Raw genomic sequence first — 23,301 nt, forward strand, 5'->3', positions numbered from 1 at the left:
TCACAGGACTCCCATCAGCGGGCCGCCGGGCAGCGGCACCCCGAGCAGGTGGTCGAAGACGACGTAGGTGACGAGGGAGAGGACGGCCGCGATCAGCGGGTCGCGGTCGGTGCGGCGGCTGCCGAGGGCGAACGCGGCGCCCCAGAAGAGCAGGGCGCCCGCGGCGGGGAAGCCGAGGGGTTCGATGAGGACGGCGGAGCCGAGGAAGACGCCCGCGAGCAGCAGCACGGTGCGCCAGTCGGCGGGCTCGGACAGGTCGACGTCCTCGCCGGTCTCGGCCTGGCCGCGGCCGCCGCGCAGCACGTCGACGGCGAGCAGGGCGGAGATCAGCAGCAGGCCGGCGCCGACGACGACGGGCACGGTCCGCGGGCCGACGGGGCCGCGCTGGGCGATGTCGGCGTCCATGGTCAGGGCGTCGGTCAGGACCAGCACGCCGAGGGCCAGCAGCAGGGCGCAGACGCCGAGTTCGGAGTGGTCGCGCAGCCAGGAGCGGCGGGCCGGGGCGGGCGGCGCGGGTGTGTCGGTGGCCGGTGTCGTCACAGTCCCAGCTCCTTCAGTACGGAGACCACGCGCCGGTCCTGGGCGTCGAGGAACGCGCCGAACCGGTCGCCGGTGAGGAAGGCGTCGTCCCAGCCGTTCTCGCGCAGGGACCGCCGCCACTCGGGCGAGTCGTGCAGCGCCTCGATCAGCCGGATCAGCTTGTCGCGTTCGGCTTCGGTGAGGCCGGGCGGGGCGACGACGCCGCGCCAGTTGGTGAAGTTCACGTCGTAGCCCGCCTCGCGGAGCGTGGGGGCGTCGAGGCCGTCGACGCGCTCGGGCCCGGTGACGGCGAGCAGGCGCAGCTCGCCCGACTTGATCTGGTCGAGGTATTCGCCGACGCCGGAGACACCGAAGGCGACCTTGTTGCCGAGGATGGAGGCGAGGAGTTCGCCGCCGCCGTCGAAGGGGACGTAGTTGACGTCCTTCGGGGAGATCCCGGCGGCCCGGGCCATCAGCATCGGCGCCAGATGGTCGGGGCCGCCGGGGGCCGAGCCGCCGCCCACGGGCAGCTTGCCGGGGTCGGCCTTCCAGGCGTCGATCAGGTCGTCGACGGTCCGGTACGGCGAGTCCTTCGCGACCACCACGACGTCCTGTTCCTCGGTGAGGCGGGCGATGGGGGTGGTGTCGGCGAGGGTCTTCGGCGCGTCGTTGGAGCGCACGGCGCCGACGACGCCGAGCCCCATCGACATCGCCAGCTTGCCGTTGCCGTGCTCGCTCACCAGCCGGGTCAGGCCGACGGTGCCGCCGGCCCCGGGGAGGTTGAACACCTCGATGTTCGGGGTGAGGCCGGCGTCCTCGGCGTTGCGGGCGGCGGTGCGCGCGGTGATGTCGTAGCCGCCGCCGGGGGTGTTGGGGACCATGAAGCGCAGGCCGGGGATGCGTGTGCCGGTCTCGGCGCCGCTGCCGGTGGCCAGCAGCGGTGGTCCCAGCAGCACGAGCAGGGCGGCGCCGAGCAGGGCGAGGGGGGTGCGCAGGCGCACGAAGGCCACCACCTGTCGGTCGGATCGGGAGGGAGGTGGCCACATGGTGCCCGGGGGCGGGCGGGCTGTCGCGCTTGTGGAGGCAACGATGGTTGTGGTCGTTGTGGTCGGGGCGGAGAGGCCCGGTGGACTCCTGCACGATCAGCGGCTCGTCCCCTCGCCGCCTAAAGGGAACGGAATTTGCCTAAAGGCTTTAGGCATGCGCATAATCCATTCAGGCGGAGTCCTGGTCAGGCAGACTCCGGGGAGGCAGAGAGCGGAACGGCATGGCACGCGTGGGACTGACCGCCGTGCGTCTGATCCAGGCGGGCGCCGAGCTGGCCGACGAGGTCGGCTTCGACCAGGTGACCCTCTCGGCGCTCGCCCGGCGGTTCGACGTCAAGGTCGCGAGCCTGTACTCCCACCTGCGCAACTCGCAGGAACTCAGAACCGGGATCGCGCTGCTCGCCCTGGAGGAACTCGCCGACCGCGCCGCCGACGCGCTCGCCGGGCGGGCCGGCAAGGATGCCCTCACCGCGTTCGCGAACGTCTACCGCGACTACGCCCGAGAGCACCCCGGCCGGTATGCAGCGGCCCGGCTGCGGCTCGACCCCGAGACGGCGGCCGCCGGTGCCGGCGTACGGCATGCGCGGATGACGCGGGCGATCCTGCGCGGCTACGACCTGACGGAACCGGACGAGACCCACGCGGTCCGCATGCTGGGCAGCGTGTTCCACGGCTACGTGAGCCTGGAGCTGAGCGGCGGCTTCAGCCACAGCGAACCCGACTCCGAGGAGACCTGGGCGCGCGTCCTCGACGCCCTCGACGCCCTGCTGCGCAACTGGCCCGCGCAGTGACCCCCGACCACCCCCCACCGGCGGAGATCATGAACACCCCTTGGATCACGACCCCTCTCACCGCGGACCTCCTGCGCGGCGCCCTCGACCTGGAACACACCGAGCACGGGGTGCTGCCGCACCGGCTGCCCGCCCGGGCCCGCGCGCAGTACGCCGATCCGCTGCTCGCCTCGGCGGAGACCCAGCCGTCCGGCGTACGGCTGGTGTTCCGCACCCGCGCCACCGCCGTGGAGCTGGACACGCTGCCCACCAAGCGGGTCTACGTCGGCGCCCCGCCCCGCCCGGACGGCGTCTACGACCTGCTCGTCGACGGCGAGCCGGCCGGGCGGGGCACCGTGGCCGGCGGCAACACCCTGACCATCGACATGACGACCGGGTCCTTCGAGTCCCGGTCCGGACCGGCCGGCACGGTCCGCTTCGACGGACTGCCCGACCGGGCCAAGGTCGTCGAGATCTGGCTGCCGCACAACGAGACCACCGAACTCGTCGCCCTGCGCACGGACGCCCCCGTGGAGCCCGTGCCCATGGACGGGGAGCGGCCGGTGTGGCTGCACCACGGCAGCTCGATCAGCCACGGCTCCGACGCCGCCAGCCCCACCACCACGTGGCCCGCGCTCGCCGCGTCCCTGGGCGGGGCGGAGCTGGTCAACCTGGGCTTCGGCGGCAGCGCCCTGCTCGACCCGTTCACGGCGCGGGTGATGCGGGACACCCCCGCCGATCTGATCAGCCTGAAGATCGGCATCAACCTGGTGAACCTCGACGTGATGCGGCTGCGGGCCTTCACCCCCGCCGTCCACGGATTCCTCGACACCCTCCGGGACGGTCACTCCACCACCCCGCTGCTGGTGATCTCCCCCATCCTGTGCCCCATCCACGAGGACACCCCGGGCCCCGGCGTCCCGGACTTCTCCACCCTCAAAACGGGTCAGCTCCGGTTCCGGGCGACCGGAGACCCCGAGGAGCGCGCCTTCGGCAAGCTCACCCTGAACGTCATCCGCGACGAACTCGCCAGGATCGTCGAGCAGCGCGCCGCCGAGGATCCGCACCTGCACTACCTGGACGGCCGCACCCTCTACGGCGAGGCCGACGCCGCCGAGCTGCCGCTGCCGGACGGCCTGCACCCGGACGCCGCCACCCACCGCCGCATGGGCGAGCGCTTCGCCCGGCTGGCGTTCGGCACGGGAGGCCCCTTCGCGGGCGGGGGTTCCTGAGCGCGGAGCGCGAACCCCGCGCCGCCCCTCCGCCCCGCTCACCCTGAGTCCGTGTCCTGAGCCCCTGGAGGCCGACGTCAATGTCAGGTAGCCTGACATTGACGCTCTCAGCCGGAGGCTCCCCATGACCATCGAGTACGCCACCCCCTACCGCTCCCGCTCGTTCATCCCGCCCGAGCCGGGCAAGCCGTACTTCATCGAGAAGGGCATGGGCGACCGGGCCCATCTCTTCGGCGACCTGATCACGATCTACGCGGGCGGGGAGCAGACCGAGAACACCTTCAACTTCTTCACCGCCGAGGGACCGAAGGGCAAGCTCATCCCGGCCCACTCGCACCCCGACACCTACGAGGTCTTCTACATCGCCCACGGCGCGGTACGGCTGTTCGTGGAGGACCTGGAGGGCGAGCAGCACGAACGGCTGCTCACACCGGGCGACTTCGGCTTCGTACCGAAGAACTGCCCGCACGCCTACCGCATGGAACGCCATCACTCGCTGATCGTCGGTGTGGCCGCCGGTCCGGGCGGCACCTTCGAGCGGTTCTTCGAGACGCTGGGCACACCGGCCGACGAACTCGGCCTGCCCGCCCGGCCGTACGTGCCCGAGCCGGAGAAGTTCGCCACCGTGCCGCGGCAGTACGACGTGCGGTTCCTCCCCGACCACCAGTGGCGCACGGAAAGCGGACAGCCGTGACCTACCTCCAGGTACTGCTCGCGGGTGGGCTGGTGGGCGTGCTCTACGGCGCGCTGCGCGTGACGTCGCCCGCCCCGCCGCCGGTCGCCCTGTTCGGGCTGCTGGGGATGCTGCTGGGCCAGTCGCTGATGGGGGCGGTGCTGTGAGCGCCGCCGGCGGCGCCACCCGGCTCCGGTCGCCGCGCACCGCCGCGTTCCTGCGCGCGGCTGCCGTCTCGTTCGCCGCGGGACTGCTGATGGGCGCCGTCTACTGGCTGCTCGGCATCCGCTCCCCCGCCCCACCGCTGCTCGGCCTGACCGGGCTGCTCGGCATCGTCGTCGGCGAGCGGGCGGTGCGGGCCGCCTGCGGCCGGTCGCGGCGCCCCGCCTCCGCCGCGCGGGACGAGGATCCCGCCCCCGAGAAGGACTCCCACCCATGAGCCTCACCGCCGACTCCCCCGCCGGCTCTCCCGTCGACCGTCCCGGATTCGTCGACGTCCACGCCCACTTCGTCACCGACTCCTACGTCCGGCGGGCCCGGGCCGCCGGCCACGAGTTCCCCGACGGCGTGCCCGCCTGGCCCGCCTGGTCGGCGCGGGCGCATCTGGAGCTGATGGACCGCAGCGGCATCGCCACGGCCGTGCTGTCGGTCTCCTCGCCGGGTGTGCACTTCGGTGACGCCGCCGCCGCGCGGGCCCTCGCGCGCGAGGTGAACGAGGGCGGCGCCGGGATCGTCGCCGGACACCCGGACCGCTTCGGCCTGTTCGCCTCGCTGCCGCTGCCCGACGTGGACGGCGCCCTCGCGGAGATCGCGTACGCCTTCGACACGCTCGGCGCGGACGGTGTGGTCCTGGAGACCAACACCCACGGCGTCTACCTCGGCGACCCGCGACTGGAGCCGGTCTTCGCCGAACTGGACCGGCGTTCCGCGGTCGTCTTCCTCCACCCCACCTCGCCGGTGTGCTGGGAGCGGTCCGCGCTCGGCCGGCCGCGCCCCATGGTGGAGTTCGTCTTCGACACCGCGCGGACCGTCACCGACCTGCTCTTCGCTGGCACCCTGGCCAGGCACCCGCGGCTGAAGGTGATCGTGCCGCACTGCGGCGGGGCACTGCCCGTGCTGGCCGACCGGATCAACGGTTTCATGCGGCTGTTCATGCCGGCCGACCAGGAGGCCCCCGACGCCGTCGCCCAACTGCGCGGCCTCTACTACGACCTCGCGGGCCCCGCCTTCCCACGTCAGGTGCCCGCCCTGCTGGGACTGGCCGACCCGGAGCGGCTGCTCTACGGCAGCGACTACTGCTGGACGCCTGCCCCCGCGGCCGAGGCGCACGCCGCGTCCTTCGACACCGCGCCCGCCCCGGTGGACGGCGCCACCTGGCGCTCGCTGACCACCGCCAACGCGCGCGCCCTGCTGCCGCGCCTCGCCCGCTGACGTCCACGAACGACCACACCCAGGGAGACGCCCATGGCGGAATCCGCCCCTTCCTTCCCGCTGGAACTCCTCGCGCCGCCCGACCCCGCCCGCCTCCCCCTGCCGCCCGCCGCCCGCGCCGATGCCGGGGTGCGGCTGCTGCGCGGTGCCGCCTACGCCGTACCCGAGGGCAGCCGTCCGCTGGAGATGGACCTGTGGCTGCCCGCCGAGCCGTCCGGTCCGTCGCCGGTGGTGGTGTTCGTGCACGGCGGTGCCTGGCGCACCGGGCTGCGCGACGACGCGGGTCCCCGCTTCCGGCAGTGGGCGCCGGGGCCGTTCGCCCGGCTGGTGCGGGCCGGGTTCGCCGTCGCCTGCCCGGACTACCGGCTCAGCGGCGAGGCCCCGTACCCCGCCCAGCTCGACGACCTGCGTTCCGCCCTGGCCTGGCTGCACACCCGCTCCGCCGAACTGGGCCTGGACACCTCCCGGACCGTGCTGTGGGGCGAGTCGGCCGGCGGGCACCTCGCGGCCCTGGCCGCGCTCACCGCCGCGGCCCGCCCCGGTACGGCCGGCGTGCGCGGCTGCGCGGTCTGGTACGCCCCGTCCGACCTCACCCGGCTCGCCGAGGACCACCCGCCCGGTGCCTTCGACCCGGCCGACCCCGCCTCGTTCGAGGCGCTGCTGATCGGCGCGGCGCTCGCCGACGCTCCCGGACGGGCGCGTGCCGCCAGCCCGGTGCACCGGGTGACAGCCGGCGCGCCGCCGTTCCTCGTGCTGCACGGCACCGCCGACACGGTCGTCCCGCACGCCCAGGGCGAACGGCTGGCGACGGCGCTGCGGGAGGCGGGCGTCCCGGTCGACTTCCGGCCCGTCGAGGGCGGCGACCATCTGTGGGTCGGGTTGTCGGAAGAAGAAGTCGAGAGCTGCTTCGCCGCGACCGTGGAGTTCGCCGCGCGATGCGGCGGCCAGGGGACGGAGCGGCGTCCGGAGGTGTAGGGGTGGGGCGGGCGGCAGCGAACGGGCGGGGCTCGGGGGTGGATAATTCCCTCGTCCGTCGTCCTCCGAGGCCCTGAGGAGCCATGAGTCACCGCGCCGCCAATCTCCCCCAACTGCTCGGCGAGGCCCGTCGCTGGTTCGAGGACGCGCTGTTCGCGAGCATGGAGGCCGCCGGGGAGCAGCCGGTGACCACCGCCCAGGCGTCCGTCTTCGCGATGCTCGACGCCGAGGGCACGACCGTCTCGGAGCTGGCCCGCCGGATCGGCGTCACCCGGCAGACGGTCCACCAGGCCGTGCACGGGCTGATCGACATGGGGCTGCTGGAGCAGGTCCCCGACCCCGGCTCCGCCCGCCGCCGGCTGATCCGCACCACCCCGGAGGGCCTGCGCGTCCACGAGCGCGCGCAGGCCGTGATCGCGGTCGTCGAGTCGGCCCTCGCCGACCGCATCGGCCGCTCCGGCGTCGAGGCCCTGCGGCAGGCGCTGACGGCCGACTGGGGTGAGCCGCCGCTCGTCACGGCACCCTGAGCACGTCGCCCCTCTGGCGTCCGACCGGCCGGTCTGCGAACGTCACGGCGGCGGGACCACCACACGCCGAGCCGTGGTCCCGGCACGCCTGACCGTCAGCCACCCCGTCGACGCGGTGGCGGAAGGAGCGGACCGATGATCACTGCGGCGTCCCGTACGACTGCCGTCCCCGATGCGTCCGGTGCGGCCATGGACACGATCGGCGTCCTGGTCGTCGACGACGACTTCAGGGTGGCGAAGGTGCATCGCGCCTACGTGGAACGCGTCCGGCCGTTCCGGGTGGTGGGCGTCGCGGGCAGCGGCGAGGAGGCCGTCGGCGCGGTGGACGAGCTGCGCCCCGACCTGGTGCTGCTCGACCTGTACCTGCCCGACGTCTTCGGCCTCGACGTCATCCCCCGGCTGCGCTCCGCCGGGCACGACTGCGACGTGATGGTGATCAGCGCCGCGCGGGAGGCGGACGCGGTGCGCGGCGCCGTGCGCCAGGGGGTCGTGGACTATCTCCTCAAGCCGTTCGAGTTCGCCGACCTGCGGGCGCGGCTGGGGCGGTACGTGGCCCAGCGGGGCCGGCTGGAGAGCGCCGTCGTGCGCGGCCAGGCGGACGTGGACCGGGTGCTGGCGGGGGCGGCCGCACCGGCGCCGATCGCCGCGTGCGCCCTGCCGAAAGGGATGAGCGTCGAGACCGCCGAGCTGGTGGAACGCGCCCTGCGCGGCGCCGACGGCACCCTCTCCGCGAGCGAGTGCGCCGCGCTGACCGGGCTGTCACGGGTCAGCGCCCGCCGCTATCTGGAGCACTTCCATACGACGGGCAGCGCCGAGGTGTCGCTGCGGTACGGCGTGGCGGGGCGGCCGGAGCGGCGCTACGGCTGGCGCGGGTGAGGCCCCTCGGGTGGCGTTGCGGGGCCCGTGCTCAGGCGATGAGTGCCTGGTCCGGTCCCAGCCGGGCCACGAGGTGGGCGTGGTGCAGGCCGGCGACGGGGGCGAGCAGGTCGGGGTGGCGGAGCAGGGCCGCTGCCTGCCAGTCCCGGTCTCCGGGCTCCAGCAGACGCCGGTACTCCAGCGGCGTACCGGCCGGCTCCGTCGCCTCGGTGACCGCGGTCACCGCCAGGCGGGCCAGCTCGGGGTCGGTGAGCAGGCAGGCGGCCCAGCTGGCCACGACCTCGTCCACCCAGGTGCGCCAGGCGGTGTCGGCCGTGTCCGCGCCGACGGCCGTGTCCGCGCCGGTGACCCAGTCCAGGCGGGCCGAGCCGCCCGGCCCGGCCATCGCCACCAGGGCGGCGTCGGTCCGGGTGGGGTAGCGCAGCAGAGCCGCGGCGGTGACGGCCTGCCGCGCCTGCACCTCGCACAGGGCCTCGGCCAGGGCACCGCCGGACGCCGGGTAGGCACGGGTCAGCCATTGAGCGGTCGCCGCTATGAGCGGGGAGAGATGGGTGAGCACTGGCGGGCCGTCCGAACTGCCGGGGACAAGGACCGGACAAAACGGTAGCCGCCGACCTGCCGGGAGGAACGTGGCGTGGATCTCTTCCAGGGCGTGGCCTGGAACACATTCGCGGCGGATCTGGAGGGCTGGGGGTTGTCCAGACACTGAGCCGGGCGCCGCGCGGTGGTCACATGAGGCCGGCCGCCACCGTCGCCCCCAGCTCCCAGCACGCCTCGAGGTCGGCCTTGCCGGGTTCGCCGGTCACGGTCACCGGCTCGGCCGCGCGGCGCCACGCCAGGCCGGTCGTGATCGACTCGATGCCCCGGACGGCTCCGGTGACATCGCTGCCGCCGTGCACGTAGTAGCCGAAGGGCCGGCCTCGGGTCTCGTCCAGGCAGGGGTAGTAGACCTGGTCGAAGAAGTGCTTGAGGGCGCCGGACATGTAGCCGAGGTTGGCGGGCGTGCCCAGCAGATAGCCGTCGGCGGCGAGCACGTCCGACGCCGTCGCGGAGAGGGCCGCGCGCCGCTCCACGCGGACGTTCTCGATCTCCGGCGTCGTCGCCCCGGCGAGGACGGCTTCGAGGATCGCCTGGCAGTTGGGCGACGGGGTGTGATGCACGATCAGCAAGGTGGGCACGGCCGAACCTTAACGCCCGTTGTCATCGCCGTCCCCCGGGTGCGACGATGCCCGGCACCACCATGCGGAGGAGGCACAGTGACCGACGGGGACCGGCAGCCGGACGCCGCGGCGGCGTTCGACGCACTCGGCGCCGCCTACGAGAAGGCGTTCGCGGGATCCGAGGCGCATCGGGCGTCGCTGGAATGGCTGCTGGAACGGCTCGCGCCGGGCAGCCGGGTGCTGGACGTGGGCAGCGGGACGGGGCGGCCTACCGCCGAGACGCTGGCCGCGGCGGGGCACCGGGTGCTGGGGGTCGATCTCTCCCCCGTGATGGTCGAGTTGGCGGCGCGGCAGGTGCCCGACGCCGAGTTCCGGCGTGCCGACATCCGGGAACTGCCCCTCACGGACGGCTCCTACGACGCGGTCTGCGTGTACTTCTCCCTGCTGCAGATGTCCCGCGCGCAGCAGTCCGAGGTCGTCGGCCGCCTGGTGCGGGCGCTGCGGCCCGGCGGGCACATGGTGCTGGCCACCGTGCCGCTCGACGTGGAGGGCGTCGACGCGGTGTTCATGGGTCAGCCGGTCCGCGTGACCAGCTTCGCCGCCGGTGACTTCACCGCGCTGGCGGACGCGGCGGGCCTGACGGTGCTCCGGGAGGAGCAGACGCTGTTCACGCCGGCCCACCCCGAGGCCGTACCGGAGCCGCATCTGTTCCTGTACGCCCGGCGCGACTGACGCCGGGCGGCGCGGGACGATGGCTGTGACACCACGCGTGAGGGAGTCCGGCCATGCGGGTACCGGCGATCGTCGAGGCTCCGTCCGTGCTCGGTCTGCGGCCGTCCGGCGTCCAGGACCTGCCGTGCGCCCTGCTCGGCGCGGGCCTGGCGGACCTTCCCGGGTCCGTGCGGGCGGGACGGGTCGAGCCGCCGCCGTACGACGCCCGGCGCGACCCCGGTACCGGCGTGCTCAACCCGGCCGGCATCGCGGAGTACTCCGTGCGTCTCGCGGACGTGGTCGGCGGTGTCCTCGACGCGGGGCGCTTCCCCGTCGTCCTCGGCGGCGACTGCAGCATCCTGCTCGGCAACCTGCTCGCCCTGCGCCGCCGGGGCAGGCACGGCCTGCTGTTCCTCGACGGCCACACCGACTTCTACCAGCCGTCGGCGGAACCGGTCGGGGAGGTCGCGTCCATGGAGCTGGCCCTGGCCACGGGGCGCGGGCCACGGCGGCTGACCGACCTGGAGGGGCGCGGTCCCCTGCTGCGGGACGAGGACGTCGTGGTCCTGGGGTTCCGTGACGCCGGTGAATCCGCTCGGGCGGGGATGCAGCCGCTGCCGCCGGGGCTGTACGCCGTCGGCCTGGACGGCGTCCGGGCGGTCGGCGCCGGGGCGGCGGCCCGCGAGGCGGTGGCACGGCTCGGTGCCGTCCGGTACTGGGTCCACCTCGACGTGGACGTGCTCGACGACGCGGTGATGCCGGCGGTCGACTACCGGCAGCCCGACGGGCTGACCTGGGCGGAGCTGGAGGAGGTGCTGGGCACGGCGCTGACCGGCGAGCGGGCCGTCGGCCTCGATGTCACGATCTTCAACCCGCGCCTCGATCCCGACGGATCCATCGCCGCCCGTCTGACGCGGTGCCTGCGCCAGGCGCTGGCGGGAACGGCCGGGACGTCTGCCTGACCGCCCTGCCGCCCGCTCGGCGCGGGTCGAGCACGACGGCCGGTGCGGACACGCCTGGGGCGCCCCGTACGCGAACACGCCTGGGGCGCCCCTTCCGCGGGGCGCCCCAGGCCTGGACCGACGGCGGTGTGCGTCAGTGGTAGGCGTGGACGACGGCGTGGCCCTTGCCGCGGCCGATCATCCACTTGTTGACCGGCGTGGTGATCACGAAGGCGACCGCGAAGCCACCCAGCAGGGCGAACCAGAACAGCCCCTCCGAGAGATGGGCGTCCATCGCACCCGGGGTGAGCGCGATGATCGCGTTGTCGACCAGTTCCATCACCGCGATCGAGACGGTGTCCGCGGCGAGCGCCACCTTCAGCGCGCTCTTGAAGTCCAGCCCGGCCCGCAGGACCGCGAACAGGGTGAACGAGTAACCGAAGAGGAACGCCAGCCCGATCGCCAGGACCATGGTCTGCACATTGCCCCACATCAGGGCGGTGCCGATCACCATGCCGAGGATCTCGCCGATGGCGCACCCGGTGAGGCAGTGCAGCGTCGCCTTCACGGCCATGCCCCACGAAGCCGGACCGTGCCCATGTCCGTGACCGTGCGCGTGACCTTCGCCGTGCCCGGTGTGCTCGGCCTGGTGGGCGCTGTGGTGGTGATGAGCGGTGTGGTCCATGACGTTCTCCCCAAATCCCGTCCGGCGGGGCGATGTCTCTTCCGGCCCCACGTCTCGGACTATATACCCCCTGGGGGTATGCGCGCCAGAGTTGTCGTGAGGCACTTGGTACGGTCGGGGCGCGGGGCGGACGCCCGGCGGGCGAAGAGAGGAACGAGCGTGCGCGCGAAGCGGTACGTACGGGCGGGCGGGGCCTTCGGGCAACTGCTGCTCGTCGCCGCCCTCACGCTCGGCGTCTTCGTGATGCACACGCTCGGACACCCGGAGGAGCACTCCGGCACGGCGATGTCCGCCACGTCCCATGCCGCACCGCACGACGCCCGCCCCGCCGCCGCGCCGGCGGACCCGGCCGCCCACTCGGCGGCCACCCACGAGCCGCCGACGGGGATGGACATGCTCTCGCTGTGCGTGGCGGTTCTGTTCGGCGCCTGGGCGCTCGCCTCACTGCTGCGCTCGGCGTTCGTCCGGCATGGCGAGTGGCTGGCGCGCCTGCTCGGCCGGCTGGCCGCCGCGCTGCGACCCAACCCGCCCCCTCGCGGCCCCGATCTCACCCAGTTGTCGGTCCTGCGGCTGTAGGCCGAACCGCCTCCGCGGGCGTGCGCACCTGCGCCGTCCGGCGGCTTCGCGCGCCCGCACAGCCAGCGGAAACAGCCAACAGCACCGACGTACGAGGTGACATCCACCATGACTGCCTTCACACGCACCAAGTACCGCACTTCCGCCACCCGTCTCGCCGCAGCGGCGGCAGCGGTGAGCGCCGGAGTCCTGCTCCTCACCGCCTGCGGAGGCGACGGGGACGGGAACCAGGGCGGGAACGAGGCCGGCACGAGCGGCTTCAACGACGCCGACGTCCTCTTCGCGCAGCAGATGATCCCGCACCACGAGCAGGCCCTGGAGATGGCACGGCTCGTCGACGGCCGGGCCGACGACGAGGAGATCAAGGACATCGCCGGGAAGATCGAGCAGGCCCAGGACCCGGAGATCCGGACCTTGAAGGGCTGGCTGAAGAGCTGGAAGCAGCCGACCGCCGCGGAGTCGGCGTCCGGGATGAACCACGGGAGCCACGGCGGCGACGGCGGGGACGAGAGCGCCGGGATGATGTCCGACGCGGACATGGCGGAGCTGAAGGGCCTCAAGGGCGCCGCGTTCGACAGGGCGTTCGCCGAGATGATGATCGAACATCACAACGGGGCCGTCGCCATGGCCGAGGACGAGCGGCGGGACGGCCGCAACGGCGAGGCGAAGGGGATGGCCGACGACATCGTCGAGAGCCAGTCCGCCGAGATCGAGCGGCTGCAGGGCGTCCTCGACCGGCTCTGATCGCGTGCAGGACCTCACGGCCCCGCACGGCGCGCCGGCTTCGGCCCGCGTCAGTCGTGCGGGGCCTTCCCGCTGACCCGGTGGTCGGCGTGACTGAGGGCCTCCAGGACGAGCCGGCGCAGATGGCCGTCGCGCAGGCGGTAGTGGATGTGCCGGCCCTCGCGCCGGGACTCGACCAGCCCGGCGAGGCGGAGCTTCGCCAGGTGCTGGCTGACCGCCGTGCGCGACGCCCCGCAGCGTTCGGTCAGCGAGCCGACGTCCGACTCCCCCCGCGCCAGGAGCCACAGCAGGTGCAGACGGGTCGGCTCGGACAGCATCGCGAACACCTCGGCGGCCTCGGCGAGGCGCGCGCTGTCCGGTGGGCGCAGATGCGCCTCGCGTGCGGGTGGGGCGGGCTCGCGGGCAGGCATGCGGTACAGCCTAGAACCGCGCAGCTCGGCACGGCCGCCCACTGAAGGCTGACTTATCCCTCTCATAAGGCTGCCTTATGAGCCCATAGATAGGACCCGCGTACCGACTTAGGCTTGCCTTAGCTTAGGCTTCCCCACGAGTCGCTTGTCGTCACTCGAAGGGAACCTGATCATGCCCCGCCCCCTGCGGGTAGCCATCGTCGGAGCCGGCCCCGCCGGGATCTACGCCGCCGACGCCCTGCTCAAGTCCGAGGTGGCCGCCGAGCCCGGCGTGTCCATCGACCTCTTCGAGCGGATGCCGGCGCCGTTCGGCCTCATCCGTTACGGCGTCGCCCCCGACCACCCCCGGATCAAGGGCATCATCACCGCCCTCCACCAGGTGCTCGACAAGCCGCAGATCCGCCTTTTCGGCAACGTCGACTACGGCACCGACATCAGCCTGGACGACCTGCGTTCGTTCTACGACGCGGTGATCTTCTCCACCGGTGCGACGGCCGACCGCGCCCTCCCCATCCCGGGCATCGACCTCGACGGCTCCTACGGCGCAGCCGACTTCGTCTCCTGGTACGACGGCCACCCGGACGTGCCGCGCACCTGGCCGCTGGAGGCGGAGAAGGTCGCCGTCCTCGGCGTCGGCAACGTCGCGCTCGACATCGCGCGCATCCTCGCCAAGACGGCGGACGAACTGCTGCCGACCGAGATCCCGCCGAACGTCTACGAGGGGCTGAAGGCCAACAAGGCCCTCGAGGTCCACGTCTTCGGCCGCCGCGGCCCGGCGCAGGCGAAGTTCAGCCCGATGGAGCTGCGCGAGCTGGACCACTCCCCCAACATCGAGGTCATCGTCGACCCGGAGGACATCGACTACGACGAGGGCTCGATCGAGACCCGGCGCGGCAACAAGCAGGCCGACATGGTCGCCAAGACCCTCGAGAACTGGGCGATCCGCGACGTCGGCGACCGTCCGCACAAGCTCTTCCTGCACTTCTTCGAGTCGCCCACCGAGATCCTCGGTGAGGACGGCAAGGTCGTGGGCCTGCGCACCGAGCGCACCGAGCTGGACGGCACCGGCAACGTCAAGGGCACCGGCAAGTTCACGGACTGGGACGTCGACGCGGTCTACCGCGCGGTGGGCTACCTCTCCGACAAGCTCCCGAAGCTGCCCTGGGACCTCGACTCCGGCACGGTGCCCGACGAGGGCGGCCGGGTCATCGAGGAGGGCGGCGCCCACCTGCAGTCGGTGTACGTCACCGGCTGGATCCGGCGCGGCCCGGTGGGTCTCATCGGCCACACCAAGGGTGACGCCAACGAGACCGTCGCCAACCTGCTGGACGACTTCGCTGGCGGCCGTCTGCAGACGCCCGAGGCGCCCGAGCCCGAGGCCGTCGAGGCCTTCCTGGCCGAGCGGGACATCCGCTTCACCACCTGGGAGGGCTGGTACAAGCTGGACGCCGCCGAGAAGGCGCTGGGCGAGCCGCAGGGCCGCGAGCGCGTGAAGATCGTCGAGCGTGAGGACATGCTCAAGGCGAGCGGCGCGTAAGCACGTACGGCGCGCCGAGTGCGCGTCGGCCAGGGGCCCGGCGGCTGTGGTGCCGCCGGGCCCCTTCTCGTCTCGTCGACACGTCAACTCGCCGGGTACCCCGGTTGATCTCCACCCGACCCCGGCGACGATACTGGCAGCTGCACGACGCCCCCGCTCACAGATGGACCCATGTCGACCTCCACCACCGACCGCCCCACGACTCCCCCCACGGTGTGGCTGGCTCGCGGCCGCCATGTCGGTACCGCCGCCGAGGAGGTGCTGCGACGCAATCTGCGCGACCTCAAAGAGCGCGGCGTGATCCACGATCACATGGAGCCGCCCGAGACGGAGGGCGCCCGTGAGCGGGTCTTCGAGGCCCGCTGGCTGGTCGCCGGGGAGGTGACCGTACGGGCCCGGCTGGCCCTCTCGGACGCCTCGGACGGCGGCCGGGAGTGGGTGCTCGCCGCCGAGGCGGAGGCCGCCTGGGACCTCCAGTGGCCGTCACCCGTGACCATGTTCTGGCCCGAAGGCCCCGACGGCCCGGACAGCCCTGACGCCCCGACAGCCGGCTGGGACCGGGCGAGCGGTTCCGAACTGCGGCTCCGCGACATCAATCCGCTGCCGGCCGACGACAAGGACCTGCGGCGCGTCCTGCGCAACGCCGCGCCCGACACCTGGACGGTCCATGTCGTCGTGCACGAGGCCATGACCCCGGACGAGAGCGGCCGGCGCCCGCTGAGCCCGCTGCTGCCGCCGGGAGTGCGGCACCGCGTGGTGGAGCACCGCGCCGCCCCGCACCAGCTGCGCGCCGTGAACTGGGCGCTGCGGGAGTTCGGCGTGGAGGTGCCGCGCGGCGGCGCCGTGGTCCTGCCCGGCATCCCCGCCCCGGAGGGGTACGACCGGGGCCGCTTCGCCGTGCGCAGCGTCTTCCTGGACGGCTCCCGGCCCACCGAGCTGATCGACGCGGTGACCCGTTTCGCCCGCGCGCCGAGGCCGCTGCCGAAGGGCGCCGACGAGGTGCTGACCGCGCTACGCGAGGACTGGCACCTGCTGACGCTGGAGGAGGAGCTGGAGCGCGAGCGGGCCCTGGTGGCCATGTACGCCGAGGCGCTGGAGGCCATGACCAAGTCCCGTGACCTGTACCGGGAGGCCGCCGAGCGGGCGAACGAGGCGCTGGCCGCCTACCGGGAGTCCGCCGCCGCGGCGTCCCTCCCCGCCCCGCGCGAGCAGGAGCGGAATCAGGACACCCAGCCCGTCTCCCCGTTCCAGCAGCTGACCCGCACGCTGGAACGCCTCAAGGGCGGCGGAAAGGCCAAGCGCGCCGCCACGCCCGAAGCCCGGACGGACACCGAGGACCGGACCGGGACGCCCGGGCCCGAAGCGCCGTAGCGGACACCGGGCCGGGCGAGCCGACGGTACGGATCGGCGCCCGGCCGGTTCCCGATCCTCGCATTCCTCGCTTTCTTCCTCCCCCTCCCTTCCCAGGCGTCCACCCGGCCCCTCCTCCTCCGCGCCCGCGCGACAGGTCGGGACCTGTGAGGCAATACCGGAGCCGTATCAGGGAATTGGAGGAGTGGACGGCCCATCACGCACTCGTTCCTACGCTCCGCGCACTCGCCGGACCTCAGGCCGGTCGCCTCTCCGTAATCCTCGCCGGACTCAACCGCGGGGCGCCCTGAACCGTCTCAGGTTCAGGGCGCCCGCACCCAGAAGAACTACGGAGCGTAAGGAAACCAACCAGGCGTTCGATTCGTATAAGTCCATGAAAGCCCTGGAGATCCAGCGGGCGCGGTCAGGTAGTCGGCCCGCCGCGGCTTCACCGGGGCAGCACCGACGAGGGAGAGACGATGCAACCGTTCGCGCTCAACTACGCACGCCCGGCGGCGGAGTTGGACGTCGCCACCCCCTATGCCTACGACCCCGGACGGCAGCTGAACGTGCTGTTCGACGGCCGGATCGCCGCCACCGATCACGCCTTGCTCCGGGAACTGGGGACCACGACGTCCACGGCGGGCTCCAAGACTCATTTCGACGACTGACCACGGACCGTCGAAGATGACCGTACTGATCCTGACCAGCGACCAGGACGTGACGGCCGACATGGTCGTCGTGCACCTCCACGCGTCCGGAGTGCCGGTGGTCCGGCTCGACCCCGCCGATCTGACCGGCGGGGTCGCCCTCTCGGGGGAATTCGTGCACGGCTCCTTCCGGGGCCATCTGTGGTCCGCCGGCCGGCTGGTGGGCATGGACGGGCTGCGGTCCGTATGGGTGCGGCGGCCGGGCGCTCCGGCCGCCCACGCGGCCACGCCGTCCGCCTGGCTGACCGAGGAGTCCTCACAGGCGCTCTACGGCATGCTGCGCGGCACCGGCGTCCGCTGGATGAACCATCCCGACGCGGCTCGCCGGGCCCGCCACAAGCCGTGGCAGCTGCGCCTCGCCCAGCGCAGCGGGCTGCCCGTACCGGCCACGCTGATCACGACGTTCCCGCAGGCGGCGCGGGCCTTCGCCGAGCGCTTCCCGGATCTGGTGGTCAAGCCGGTCTCGGGCGCGCATCCGCAGGAGCCGCCGCGCGCCGTGCCGACCAGCCGGGTGGCGCCCGGCACCGACTTCGCCGCGGTCGCGTTCGGGCCGACGCTGTTGCAGCGGCGGATCGCCAAGCGGGCCGACATCCGGCTCACGGCGGTGGGCGAGCGGCTGCTGGCCGCCCGCAAGGAGACCCCGCCCGACGCCGACCCAGACGACGTCGACGTACGTTTCGCCGAGCCCGCCGCGCCCTGGGCGGAGACCGAGGTCCCGCCGCGGATCGCCGAGGCGGTGCACGGGTACCTGCGGGAGGCGGAACTGGCGTACGGCGCCTTCGACTTCGTCGAGGACGCCGACGGCACCTGGTGGTTCCTGGAGTGCAACCAGTCGGGGCAGTTCGGGTTCGTGGAGGTCGACACGGGCCAGCCGATCGCCCGGACGATCGCCGAGTGGCTGGCCCGGCCCGCTCCAGGGCGACCGGAGCGGACGTGCGACGCCGGTACCACGGTTCCCTGACCGTGGTACCGGCGTCGCACGGGGTACGGCGGTGTCGTACGGCGGGGTCAGACCGCCAGCGACAGGCCGCTGTCCTCGTCCGGGTCCGCCGCCCGGCCGTCGGTCAGCAGAGCGTCCGCCTTGGCGATGGCGTCACGGATGTCTGTAGTGCCCATCATCACGCAGAGCGTGTAGCTGACGTCATCCAACTCACGTGCTGTGGCCGCACTCTCCCGCTCCGCCTGGGCGATCTGCAGGGTCGCGTACCGGGTCAGCAGCTTTCTGACGACCTTCGGGTCCGGTACAAGCACGGGGCGCCCCTCTCTCGGCTTTTTCGCTGCGTATGCCCGGTGGGTGCCGGACCAATCACCTCCGGTGAGCGCCGGGCGCAATTGACGCGATACCGTTGCCCGACGCCTGTGCGCCGGGCGGTCGAGGGGCGGTCTCAGGCGGCTTGTCCGCTGTGCAGCGCCGCGTACGCGCCACCCCGGCGGAGCAGTTCCTCATGGGTGCCGATCTCCTCGATCCGGCCGTCGCCCATCACCACGATCCGGTCCGCGCCCCGCACGGTGGACAGCCGGTGCGCCACGACGAAGGTGGTACGGCCGTGCAGCAGTCGGGCGAGCGCCTCCTGGACGAGCGCCTCGGAGCGGGTGTCCAGGGCGGAGGTCGCCTCGTCGAGGACCAGCACCTTCGGGTCCCGGATCAGGGCGCGGGCGATGGCGAGCCGCTGCCGCTGACCGCCCGACAGCCGCGCCCCGTGCTCCCCGACCAGGGTGTCGAGGCCCTTGGGCAACCGGTCGACGAACTCCAGGGCGTTGGCGTCCCGCAGCGCCGCGCGGACGGTCTCCTCGTCGGCGTCGTCCATGCCGTAGGCGACGTTGTCGCGGACGGTGCCGTCGAAGAGGATCGACTCCTGCGGGACCACCGACACGAACCGCCGGTAGGTGCGCAGGTCGAGGCCGGTCATGTCGGCGCCGTCGAGCAGCAGCCGGCCCGAGGTGGGGCGGATGAACCCGATGACCAGGTTGAGGACGGTGGACTTGCCGGCGCCTGAGGCGCCCACCAGGGCGATGGTCTCGCCGGGGGTGACGTCGAGGGTGAAGTCGCGGACCGCGGCGCGACCGCCGTCGTAGGCGTAGCCGACGCCCTCGAAGGTGACGGCGCCGCGCAGCGAGGTGACCTCGGTCTTGCCCTCGTTGTCCTCCAGTTCGGGGGCCTGGAGCACTTCGCCGACCGAGCGGACCGACTCCAGGCCCTTGGATATGACCGGGGTCAGTCCGGCCAGCGTGGTCACCGAGTTGGTGAGGGTGGTGAGGAAGGCGCTGAGCATGACGACGTCGCCGGGGGTGACGCCCCAGACGCCGTAATACGAGATGAGCGCGGCGCCGGCGAGCACCAGGACGCCGACCACGTTGAGCACCACCCAGGCCAGTGAGCCGAACCGGCCGTTGACGAGGTCGAGGCGCATCCCGGAGGTGAGCAGCCGGCGCAGGGTGCCGTCCATGCGGCGCAGGGCCTTGCCCTCCAGGCCGTGGGCGCGGGTGACCGGGATGAGGCGGGTCATCTCGGTCACCCGGGACGACAGGGTCTCCACCTCGTGCCGGAAGTGTTCGTTGTGGGTGCGCAGCCGGGACCGCAGCCGGGCGACGAGGAGGGCGGCGGCGGGCACGACGATCAGGAAGACGGGGAGGAACTCGGGCGTGCGGACGGCGATGATGACCAGGCCGCCGATGAGCACGGTGGTGGCGCCGAGCCCCTGCTCCGCGGTCTGCTGGACCATCTGCTCGACCGTCTCGACGTCCCGGACCACCTTGGCCTGCAGGACGCCGGCGCTGACCCGGGAGTGGTAGCCGATGGACAGCTGCTGCATGCGGGTGCACAGCGCGGAGCGCAGGGCGGTGCCCATGCGGCGGACGCTGCCGTACAGGAGGCGGACGTAGAGCACGTGCAGCGGATAGTTGACCAGCAGGATGAAGAGGATGACCCCGGTGCTGGTGAAGAGCCGGCCGATGGGCTGGTGCTGGACGACCGTGTCGATGATGGACGCGGTGATCAGCGGGAGCAGCCAGATCGGGCTGTGTTTGAAGGTGAAGACGGCGACCGCGGCGGCCAGGCGCCGGCGGTCGGCGCGGAAGAGGTAGGCGAGGGTGCGAATCGGGTGTTCGCCCCGGTAGCGGTGGTCGAGCGGTTGTTCCAACGGCGATGCCATCGGTGGTGTTCCTCTCCGGTGACCTTGTGGATTCCGGGTGGCCTTCAGGAAGCGCTTTCTGCCCTGTTCGGCCAGGGGTACACCACCGCGCGGCGGTCGGGTCGGAGTGTCCGCAGCGTGAGACCGGTCGAGGCGCTACACGCCGAGGGTGCGGGCGAGTTCGGTGGTCGCGCGGGCGACCTCGGTGTCCTGCTCGTCCATCAGGGACCCGAGGGTGCCGCGCCGCTCACGCACGGCCTGGCGGGCCGCGCGCTCCCACACCACCGGGTTCTCGCGGCGGTTGAGCAGCTTGGGGTAGGCGCTGGCGGTGTGCTCCCACTGCCGGGCCTCGGCGATGCTGGCGAGCAGCCGGATGATCTGGGGGCGGCAGGAGACGTGGGGCAGCTGGGCCAGCTCCCACAGGAAGGGGACCGTGGCGGCAGTCGCCTGCTCGACGACGAAGCCGTACTGGCAGATACGGTTCCGCAGCTCGCCCAGTGCGGCCGTCGCCGTGTCGGCGCTGCCCCGGGCGATGTCGTCGAGCAGCCCCGGGATGGCGGCGGCGGAGCCGGTGGAGTCCTGGATCTCGTGCCACGGCACATCGCCGAGCGACGCCAGGATCGCGGGGTGCTCGGAGCGCTCGGTGCCGGGGTGTCCCGTCGAAGCGGTGCGCATGGCGTGGGGCCTTTCCGCAGCGGTCATGGCAGTAACGAGGGGGTGGTCGACGGCCCGTCCGCCGGCGGTCGGTGTCCGACCTCCGAACGGCCCGGGGGCGACCAGTCCCGCGGGGTGCCGCCCCGGGTGGCGGCCAGTGCCTCGACCATGCCTTCCACGCCGGTGGTGACCAGCGGTTCGGCGGACCTGTGCTGCGCGGGTGAGGGCACGGCAGCTCCCTGATGCGACGTCATGGTCGGGCGTCTCCCAGCGGGTTGACGCGCGGTCTATTATCCACGCCGTAGGCCGTCGCGTGCAATTGCACGAGAAATTGCGCGCGTTTCCGGATAGGCGGCTGATGACGTGGGCACAGACCACGGCGAACCCGAAGGCACCCCGGACACCAGGGAGAGATCGATGTCACCCGTACCGAACGGAGTACCTGCCAGCACGCTGGACACCCAGTGGATCAAGAGCCGGCACAGCAACGCGGAGGGCAACTGCGTCGAGGTCGCCCCGCTGGCCGACGGCGCCGTCGCCCTGCGCAACTCCCGCGACCCCGACGGGCCCGCCCTCGTGTACACGGCGGCCGAGGTGGCGGCGTTCCTGGCCGGCGCCAAGGACGGGGAGTTCGACCACCTGGTGTGAGGCGCGGGACCCGCGCGGGCCGCGGCGTCGCACCACCGTCAACACCCCGCGCTCTCCCGGCATATGCGGCGCCGGGATGCGGGACTGCGCTAAGCTGTCCCTCTCTTCTGCCTGCATTTCCGGGAGTCGGGATGTCCGCCGAGTCGCAACGTGTGGTGCGCCTCCGGCCCTATCTGGACCGGGCCGAACCCGCACCCACCCTGCTGAAGATGCTGGTCGGCGTCCAGTTGGCGGGTCTGCGCGAGGATGCCGGGCTGGCCCAGGACCAGGCGGCCCGCGCCCTCGGCTTCAGTCCGGCGAAGCTGTCCAGGATCGAGGCGGGCAAGGGCCGCAAACCGCCGACCGAGACGGACGTGCGGGCCCTGCTGCGGCTTTACGAGGTGGACGAGCACGAGTCGTCCGTCCTGCTGGAGCTGCTGCGCCGGGCCGGGGAGCCGGGCTGGTGGCAGCGGTACGACAAGCGGTTGATGCCGGAGTGGTTCGACCGGCTCGTCGGGCTCCAGGAGGCCGCCGCCGCGATCCGTACCTTCGAGATCCAGTACGTACCTGGCCTCCTCCAGACTCCGGCGTACACCCAGGCGGTGGTCCGCCGAGGCCTGCCGGTCGCGCCGGAGAAGGAAGTGCTCCGGCGTGTCGAACTGCGCACCCGCCGCGCCGAGTTGCTGCACCGGCCGGACGCCCCGCAGCTGTGGGCGATCGTCGACGAGTCGGTGCTGCTGCGGGTGCTCGGCAGCAAGGCCGTGATGCGTGAACAACTGACGCATCTGATCGAGATGGCCCAGCGGCCGAACGTCACGCTTCAGGTGGTGCCACTGGACGTCACGAACGCCTCGGCACCCTCCATCCCGATCACCTACCTCCGCTTCGGCGGCCTCGACCTGCCGGACGTCGTCTACCTCGAGCACATCCGCAGCGCGAACTTCCTCGAGGACCGCGACGAGACGGAGGAGTACCGAGTAGCCCTCGACCGACTCGCCGACGAGGCCCTGACCCCGAAGGACTCGCTGACCCTGCTCAGCGAGACGATGGAGCTGCGCTATCCGGCCGAGTGACGGCCCCGGCGGCCGGAGACCCCACTAGGGCTTGCGGGCCACTCCGCCGAACTCGATCCACTCGTGGGTGAGCTGACGGGGGGCCACCTCCGAGTCGGGGCGCCAGGTGGAGACCTCCACCAGGCCCGGCTCCAGGATCTCCAGACCCTCGAACCACTCGGCGACGTCCTTCGGCTCGCGTACGCGGCCCCAGTGGCCCTGGGTGGCCTGGGCCATGAAGTCGGTGACGAACTTGCGGACCTCGGGGTCCTCGCTCACCAGCTGGCACATCAGCAGGAAGCTGCCCGGCGCGAGCCGTTCGGTGACGCGGCGGACCACGGCGAGCGGTCCGTCGGTGTCGCTGTCCGGGATGCAGTGGAAGACCGAGTTGAAGAGCACGGCGACCGGCTGGTCGAAGTCGATCAGACGGCGGGTCTCCGGGTGGTCGAAGATCGCCTCGGTCTCGCGCATGTCCGCGTGGATGACGGTGGTGCGCTCGTCCTGCTCCAGCAGCGCGCGGCCGTGGACCAGCACCATCGGGTCGTTGTCGACGTACACCACGTGGGCGCTGGGATCGTGGCGCTGGGCGACCTGGTGGACGTTGTCCTGGGTCGGCAGGCCGGAGCCGTGGTCGAGGAACTGCCGGATGCCGTGCTCCTCGGCGAGCGTCCGGACGACCCGCTGGAGGAAGCGCCGGTTGTTCAGCGCGAGCCGGCGGGTGCTGGGGACGACCTTGTCCAGTTCCTCGCAGGCCGCGCGGTCCGCGGCGTAGTTGTCCTTGCCGCCGAGGTAGTAGTCGTACATCCGCGCGGCGGTAGGGATGTTGGCGTCGATCTCCGTGGAGAGCTGCTTACCGGTGTTCATGGTTCCCCCAGCTTCGTGCCGCGCCGCGCCGCATGGCCTCACAGGCTGCACATCCTAGGGATCCACCGGTGACGGATGCCAGTGGATGGCGGAATCCGCC

General features: G+C 72.6%; 30 protein-coding genes. 19 read left to right on the forward strand and 11 right to left on the reverse strand.

The features are described from left to right. Together AMK31_RS08610 and AMK31_RS08615 are read right to left on the reverse strand one after the other, a co-directional pair. On the reverse strand, window positions 1-540 hold the full coding sequence (locus AMK31_RS08610; protein ID WP_073939781.1) for a tripartite tricarboxylate transporter TctB family protein: 540 nt from the start codon (window positions 538-540) through the stop codon (window positions 1-3). Continuing rightward, on the reverse strand, window positions 537-1,520 hold the full coding sequence (locus AMK31_RS08615) for a Bug family tripartite tricarboxylate transporter substrate binding protein (RefSeq protein ID WP_073940127.1): 984 nt from the start codon (window positions 1,518-1,520) through the stop codon (window positions 537-539). The genes AMK31_RS08610 and AMK31_RS08615 overlap by 4 nt, the downstream gene beginning before the upstream one ends. Before the next feature lie 266 nt (window positions 1,521-1,786). On the opposite strand from AMK31_RS08615, the gene AMK31_RS08620 reads away from it, so the two are divergent. The 9 genes from AMK31_RS08620 (at window position 1,787) to AMK31_RS08660 (ending at window position 8,049) form a co-directional block, all read left to right on the forward strand. Next, entirely contained in the window at window positions 1,787-2,356 is a 570-nt protein-coding gene (locus AMK31_RS08620) for a TetR/AcrR family transcriptional regulator (protein ID WP_073939782.1), read from the forward strand. 29 nt (window positions 2,357-2,385) lie between these two features. Beyond that, window positions 2,386-3,567, forward strand: a complete 1,182-nt coding sequence (locus AMK31_RS08625; protein ID WP_073939783.1) for a GDSL-type esterase/lipase family protein — start codon at window positions 2,386-2,388, stop codon at window positions 3,565-3,567. Between the two features lie 124 nt (window positions 3,568-3,691). Beyond that, window positions 3,692-4,261, forward strand: coding sequence for a quercetin 2,3-dioxygenase (locus AMK31_RS08630; RefSeq protein ID WP_073939784.1), 570 nt, complete (start codon window positions 3,692-3,694; stop codon window positions 4,259-4,261). Then, window positions 4,258-4,407, forward strand: a complete 150-nt coding sequence (locus tag AMK31_RS08635; RefSeq protein WP_073939785.1) for a DUF1427 family protein — start codon at window positions 4,258-4,260, stop codon at window positions 4,405-4,407. Before AMK31_RS08630 ends, AMK31_RS08635 begins: the two co-directional genes overlap by 4 nt. Beyond that, on the forward strand, window positions 4,404-4,679 hold the full coding sequence (locus AMK31_RS08640; RefSeq protein ID WP_241842590.1) for a DUF1427 family protein: 276 nt from the start codon (window positions 4,404-4,406) through the stop codon (window positions 4,677-4,679). The genes AMK31_RS08635 and AMK31_RS08640 overlap by 4 nt, the downstream gene beginning before the upstream one ends. Beyond that, on the forward strand, window positions 4,676-5,671 hold the full coding sequence (locus tag AMK31_RS08645; protein ID WP_073939786.1) for an amidohydrolase family protein: 996 nt from the start codon (window positions 4,676-4,678) through the stop codon (window positions 5,669-5,671). Before AMK31_RS08640 ends, AMK31_RS08645 begins: the two co-directional genes overlap by 4 nt. Before the next feature lie 33 nt (window positions 5,672-5,704). After that, window positions 5,705-6,646 carry an alpha/beta hydrolase gene (locus AMK31_RS08650; protein ID WP_073939787.1) on the forward strand — a complete coding sequence of 314 codons (942 nt, stop codon included), beginning with the start codon at window positions 5,705-5,707 and terminating at the stop codon, window positions 6,644-6,646. 83 nt (window positions 6,647-6,729) lie between these two features. Further along, window positions 6,730-7,173: a MarR family winged helix-turn-helix transcriptional regulator gene (locus tag AMK31_RS08655; protein WP_073939788.1), complete on the forward strand. Its 444-nt coding sequence runs from the start codon at window positions 6,730-6,732 to the stop codon at window positions 7,171-7,173. A 135-nt stretch (window positions 7,174-7,308) separates the two neighbouring features. After that, entirely contained in the window at window positions 7,309-8,049 is a 741-nt protein-coding gene (locus AMK31_RS08660) for a response regulator (protein ID WP_079186774.1), read from the forward strand. A 31-nt stretch (window positions 8,050-8,080) separates the two neighbouring features. Here the strand turns inward: AMK31_RS08660 and AMK31_RS08665 are convergent, their stop codons facing one another. Beyond that, window positions 8,081-8,608, reverse strand: coding sequence for a hypothetical protein (locus tag AMK31_RS08665; protein WP_073939789.1), 528 nt, complete (start codon window positions 8,606-8,608; stop codon window positions 8,081-8,083). A gap of 169 nt (window positions 8,609-8,777) precedes the next feature. Beyond that, window positions 8,778-9,227, reverse strand: coding sequence for a flavodoxin family protein (locus tag AMK31_RS08670; RefSeq protein ID WP_073939790.1), 450 nt, complete (start codon window positions 9,225-9,227; stop codon window positions 8,778-8,780). A gap of 78 nt (window positions 9,228-9,305) precedes the next feature. On the opposite strand from AMK31_RS08670, the gene AMK31_RS08675 reads away from it, so the two are divergent. Beyond that, on the forward strand, window positions 9,306-9,941 hold the full coding sequence (locus AMK31_RS08675) for a class I SAM-dependent methyltransferase (RefSeq protein ID WP_073939791.1): 636 nt from the start codon (window positions 9,306-9,308) through the stop codon (window positions 9,939-9,941). A gap of 53 nt (window positions 9,942-9,994) precedes the next feature. Further along, a complete protein-coding gene (locus AMK31_RS08680) occupies window positions 9,995-10,882 on the forward strand; it encodes an arginase family protein (protein WP_073939792.1) in 888 nt (295 codons plus the stop codon). Window positions 10,883-11,015: 133 nt separating this feature from the next. Here the strand turns inward: AMK31_RS08680 and AMK31_RS08685 are convergent, their stop codons facing one another. Then, window positions 11,016-11,546 carry a DUF4396 domain-containing protein gene (locus AMK31_RS08685; RefSeq protein ID WP_073939793.1) on the reverse strand — a complete coding sequence of 177 codons (531 nt, stop codon included), beginning with the start codon at window positions 11,544-11,546 and terminating at the stop codon, window positions 11,016-11,018. A 159-nt stretch (window positions 11,547-11,705) separates the two neighbouring features. Here AMK31_RS08685 and AMK31_RS08690 point away from each other — a divergent pair, with 159 nt between their 5' ends. Next, on the forward strand, window positions 11,706-12,122 hold the full coding sequence (locus AMK31_RS08690) for a DUF6153 family protein (protein ID WP_073939794.1): 417 nt from the start codon (window positions 11,706-11,708) through the stop codon (window positions 12,120-12,122). Between the two features lie 108 nt (window positions 12,123-12,230). Further along, window positions 12,231-12,866 carry a DUF305 domain-containing protein gene (locus tag AMK31_RS08695; protein ID WP_073939795.1) on the forward strand — a complete coding sequence of 212 codons (636 nt, stop codon included), beginning with the start codon at window positions 12,231-12,233 and terminating at the stop codon, window positions 12,864-12,866. A 50-nt stretch (window positions 12,867-12,916) separates the two neighbouring features. Here the strand turns inward: AMK31_RS08695 and AMK31_RS08700 are convergent, their stop codons facing one another. After that, a complete protein-coding gene (locus tag AMK31_RS08700; protein WP_073939796.1) occupies window positions 12,917-13,276 on the reverse strand; it encodes an ArsR/SmtB family transcription factor in 360 nt (119 codons plus the stop codon). Window positions 13,277-13,448: 172 nt separating this feature from the next. On the opposite strand from AMK31_RS08700, the gene AMK31_RS08705 reads away from it, so the two are divergent. The 4 genes from AMK31_RS08705 to tgmB all read left to right on the forward strand — a co-directional run bounded on the left by AMK31_RS08705 (window position 13,449) and on the right by tgmB (window position 17,834). Continuing rightward, window positions 13,449-14,813 (forward strand): FAD-dependent oxidoreductase, encoded by a 1,365-nt coding sequence (locus AMK31_RS08705; protein ID WP_073939797.1) that lies wholly within the window; start codon window positions 13,449-13,451, stop codon window positions 14,811-14,813. A 171-nt stretch (window positions 14,814-14,984) separates the two neighbouring features. Next, window positions 14,985-16,184: a hypothetical protein gene (locus AMK31_RS08710; RefSeq protein ID WP_073939798.1), complete on the forward strand. Its 1,200-nt coding sequence runs from the start codon at window positions 14,985-14,987 to the stop codon at window positions 16,182-16,184. Between the two features lie 458 nt (window positions 16,185-16,642). Then, window positions 16,643-16,834, forward strand: a complete 192-nt coding sequence (tgmA, locus tag AMK31_RS08715) for a putative ATP-grasp-modified RiPP (RefSeq protein WP_073939799.1) — start codon at window positions 16,643-16,645, stop codon at window positions 16,832-16,834. 16 nt (window positions 16,835-16,850) lie between these two features. Next, the gene (tgmB, locus tag AMK31_RS08720) at window positions 16,851-17,834 is read left to right on the forward strand and encodes an ATP-grasp ribosomal peptide maturase (protein WP_073939800.1); all 984 of its coding nucleotides are present in this window, start codon (window positions 16,851-16,853) and stop codon (window positions 17,832-17,834) included. Between the two features lie 47 nt (window positions 17,835-17,881). Here tgmB and AMK31_RS08725 read toward each other — a convergent pair whose 3' ends face one another. The 4 genes from AMK31_RS08725 to AMK31_RS08740 form a co-directional block, all read right to left on the reverse strand. Further along, window positions 17,882-18,124, reverse strand: coding sequence for a DUF5133 domain-containing protein (locus AMK31_RS08725; protein WP_073939801.1), 243 nt, complete (start codon window positions 18,122-18,124; stop codon window positions 17,882-17,884). 134 nt (window positions 18,125-18,258) lie between these two features. After that, on the reverse strand, window positions 18,259-20,025 hold the full coding sequence (locus AMK31_RS08730; protein ID WP_073939802.1) for an ABC transporter ATP-binding protein: 1,767 nt from the start codon (window positions 20,023-20,025) through the stop codon (window positions 18,259-18,261). 135 nt (window positions 20,026-20,160) lie between these two features. Continuing rightward, window positions 20,161-20,679, reverse strand: a complete 519-nt coding sequence (locus AMK31_RS08735) for a hypothetical protein (protein WP_073939803.1) — start codon at window positions 20,677-20,679, stop codon at window positions 20,161-20,163. Window positions 20,680-20,702: 23 nt separating this feature from the next. After that, window positions 20,703-20,888: a hypothetical protein gene (locus tag AMK31_RS08740; RefSeq protein WP_073939804.1), complete on the reverse strand. Its 186-nt coding sequence runs from the start codon at window positions 20,886-20,888 to the stop codon at window positions 20,703-20,705. A 187-nt stretch (window positions 20,889-21,075) separates the two neighbouring features. On the opposite strand from AMK31_RS08740, the gene AMK31_RS08745 reads away from it, so the two are divergent. After that, window positions 21,076-21,306 (forward strand): DUF397 domain-containing protein, encoded by a 231-nt coding sequence (locus AMK31_RS08745; protein ID WP_073939805.1) that lies wholly within the window; start codon window positions 21,076-21,078, stop codon window positions 21,304-21,306. A 131-nt stretch (window positions 21,307-21,437) separates the two neighbouring features. After that, window positions 21,438-22,358, forward strand: a complete 921-nt coding sequence (locus AMK31_RS08750; protein WP_073939806.1) for a helix-turn-helix domain-containing protein — start codon at window positions 21,438-21,440, stop codon at window positions 22,356-22,358. A 24-nt stretch (window positions 22,359-22,382) separates the two neighbouring features. Here AMK31_RS08750 and AMK31_RS08755 read toward each other — a convergent pair whose 3' ends face one another. Further along, a complete protein-coding gene (locus AMK31_RS08755; protein ID WP_073939807.1) occupies window positions 22,383-23,201 on the reverse strand; it encodes an SAM-dependent methyltransferase in 819 nt (272 codons plus the stop codon). Window positions 23,202-23,301: the final 100 nt, after the last annotated feature.

The organism is Streptomyces sp. TSRI0107 (assembly GCF_001905845.1).
In the GTDB taxonomy this organism is placed as follows: Bacteria; Actinomycetota; Actinomycetes; order Streptomycetales; family Streptomycetaceae; genus Streptomyces.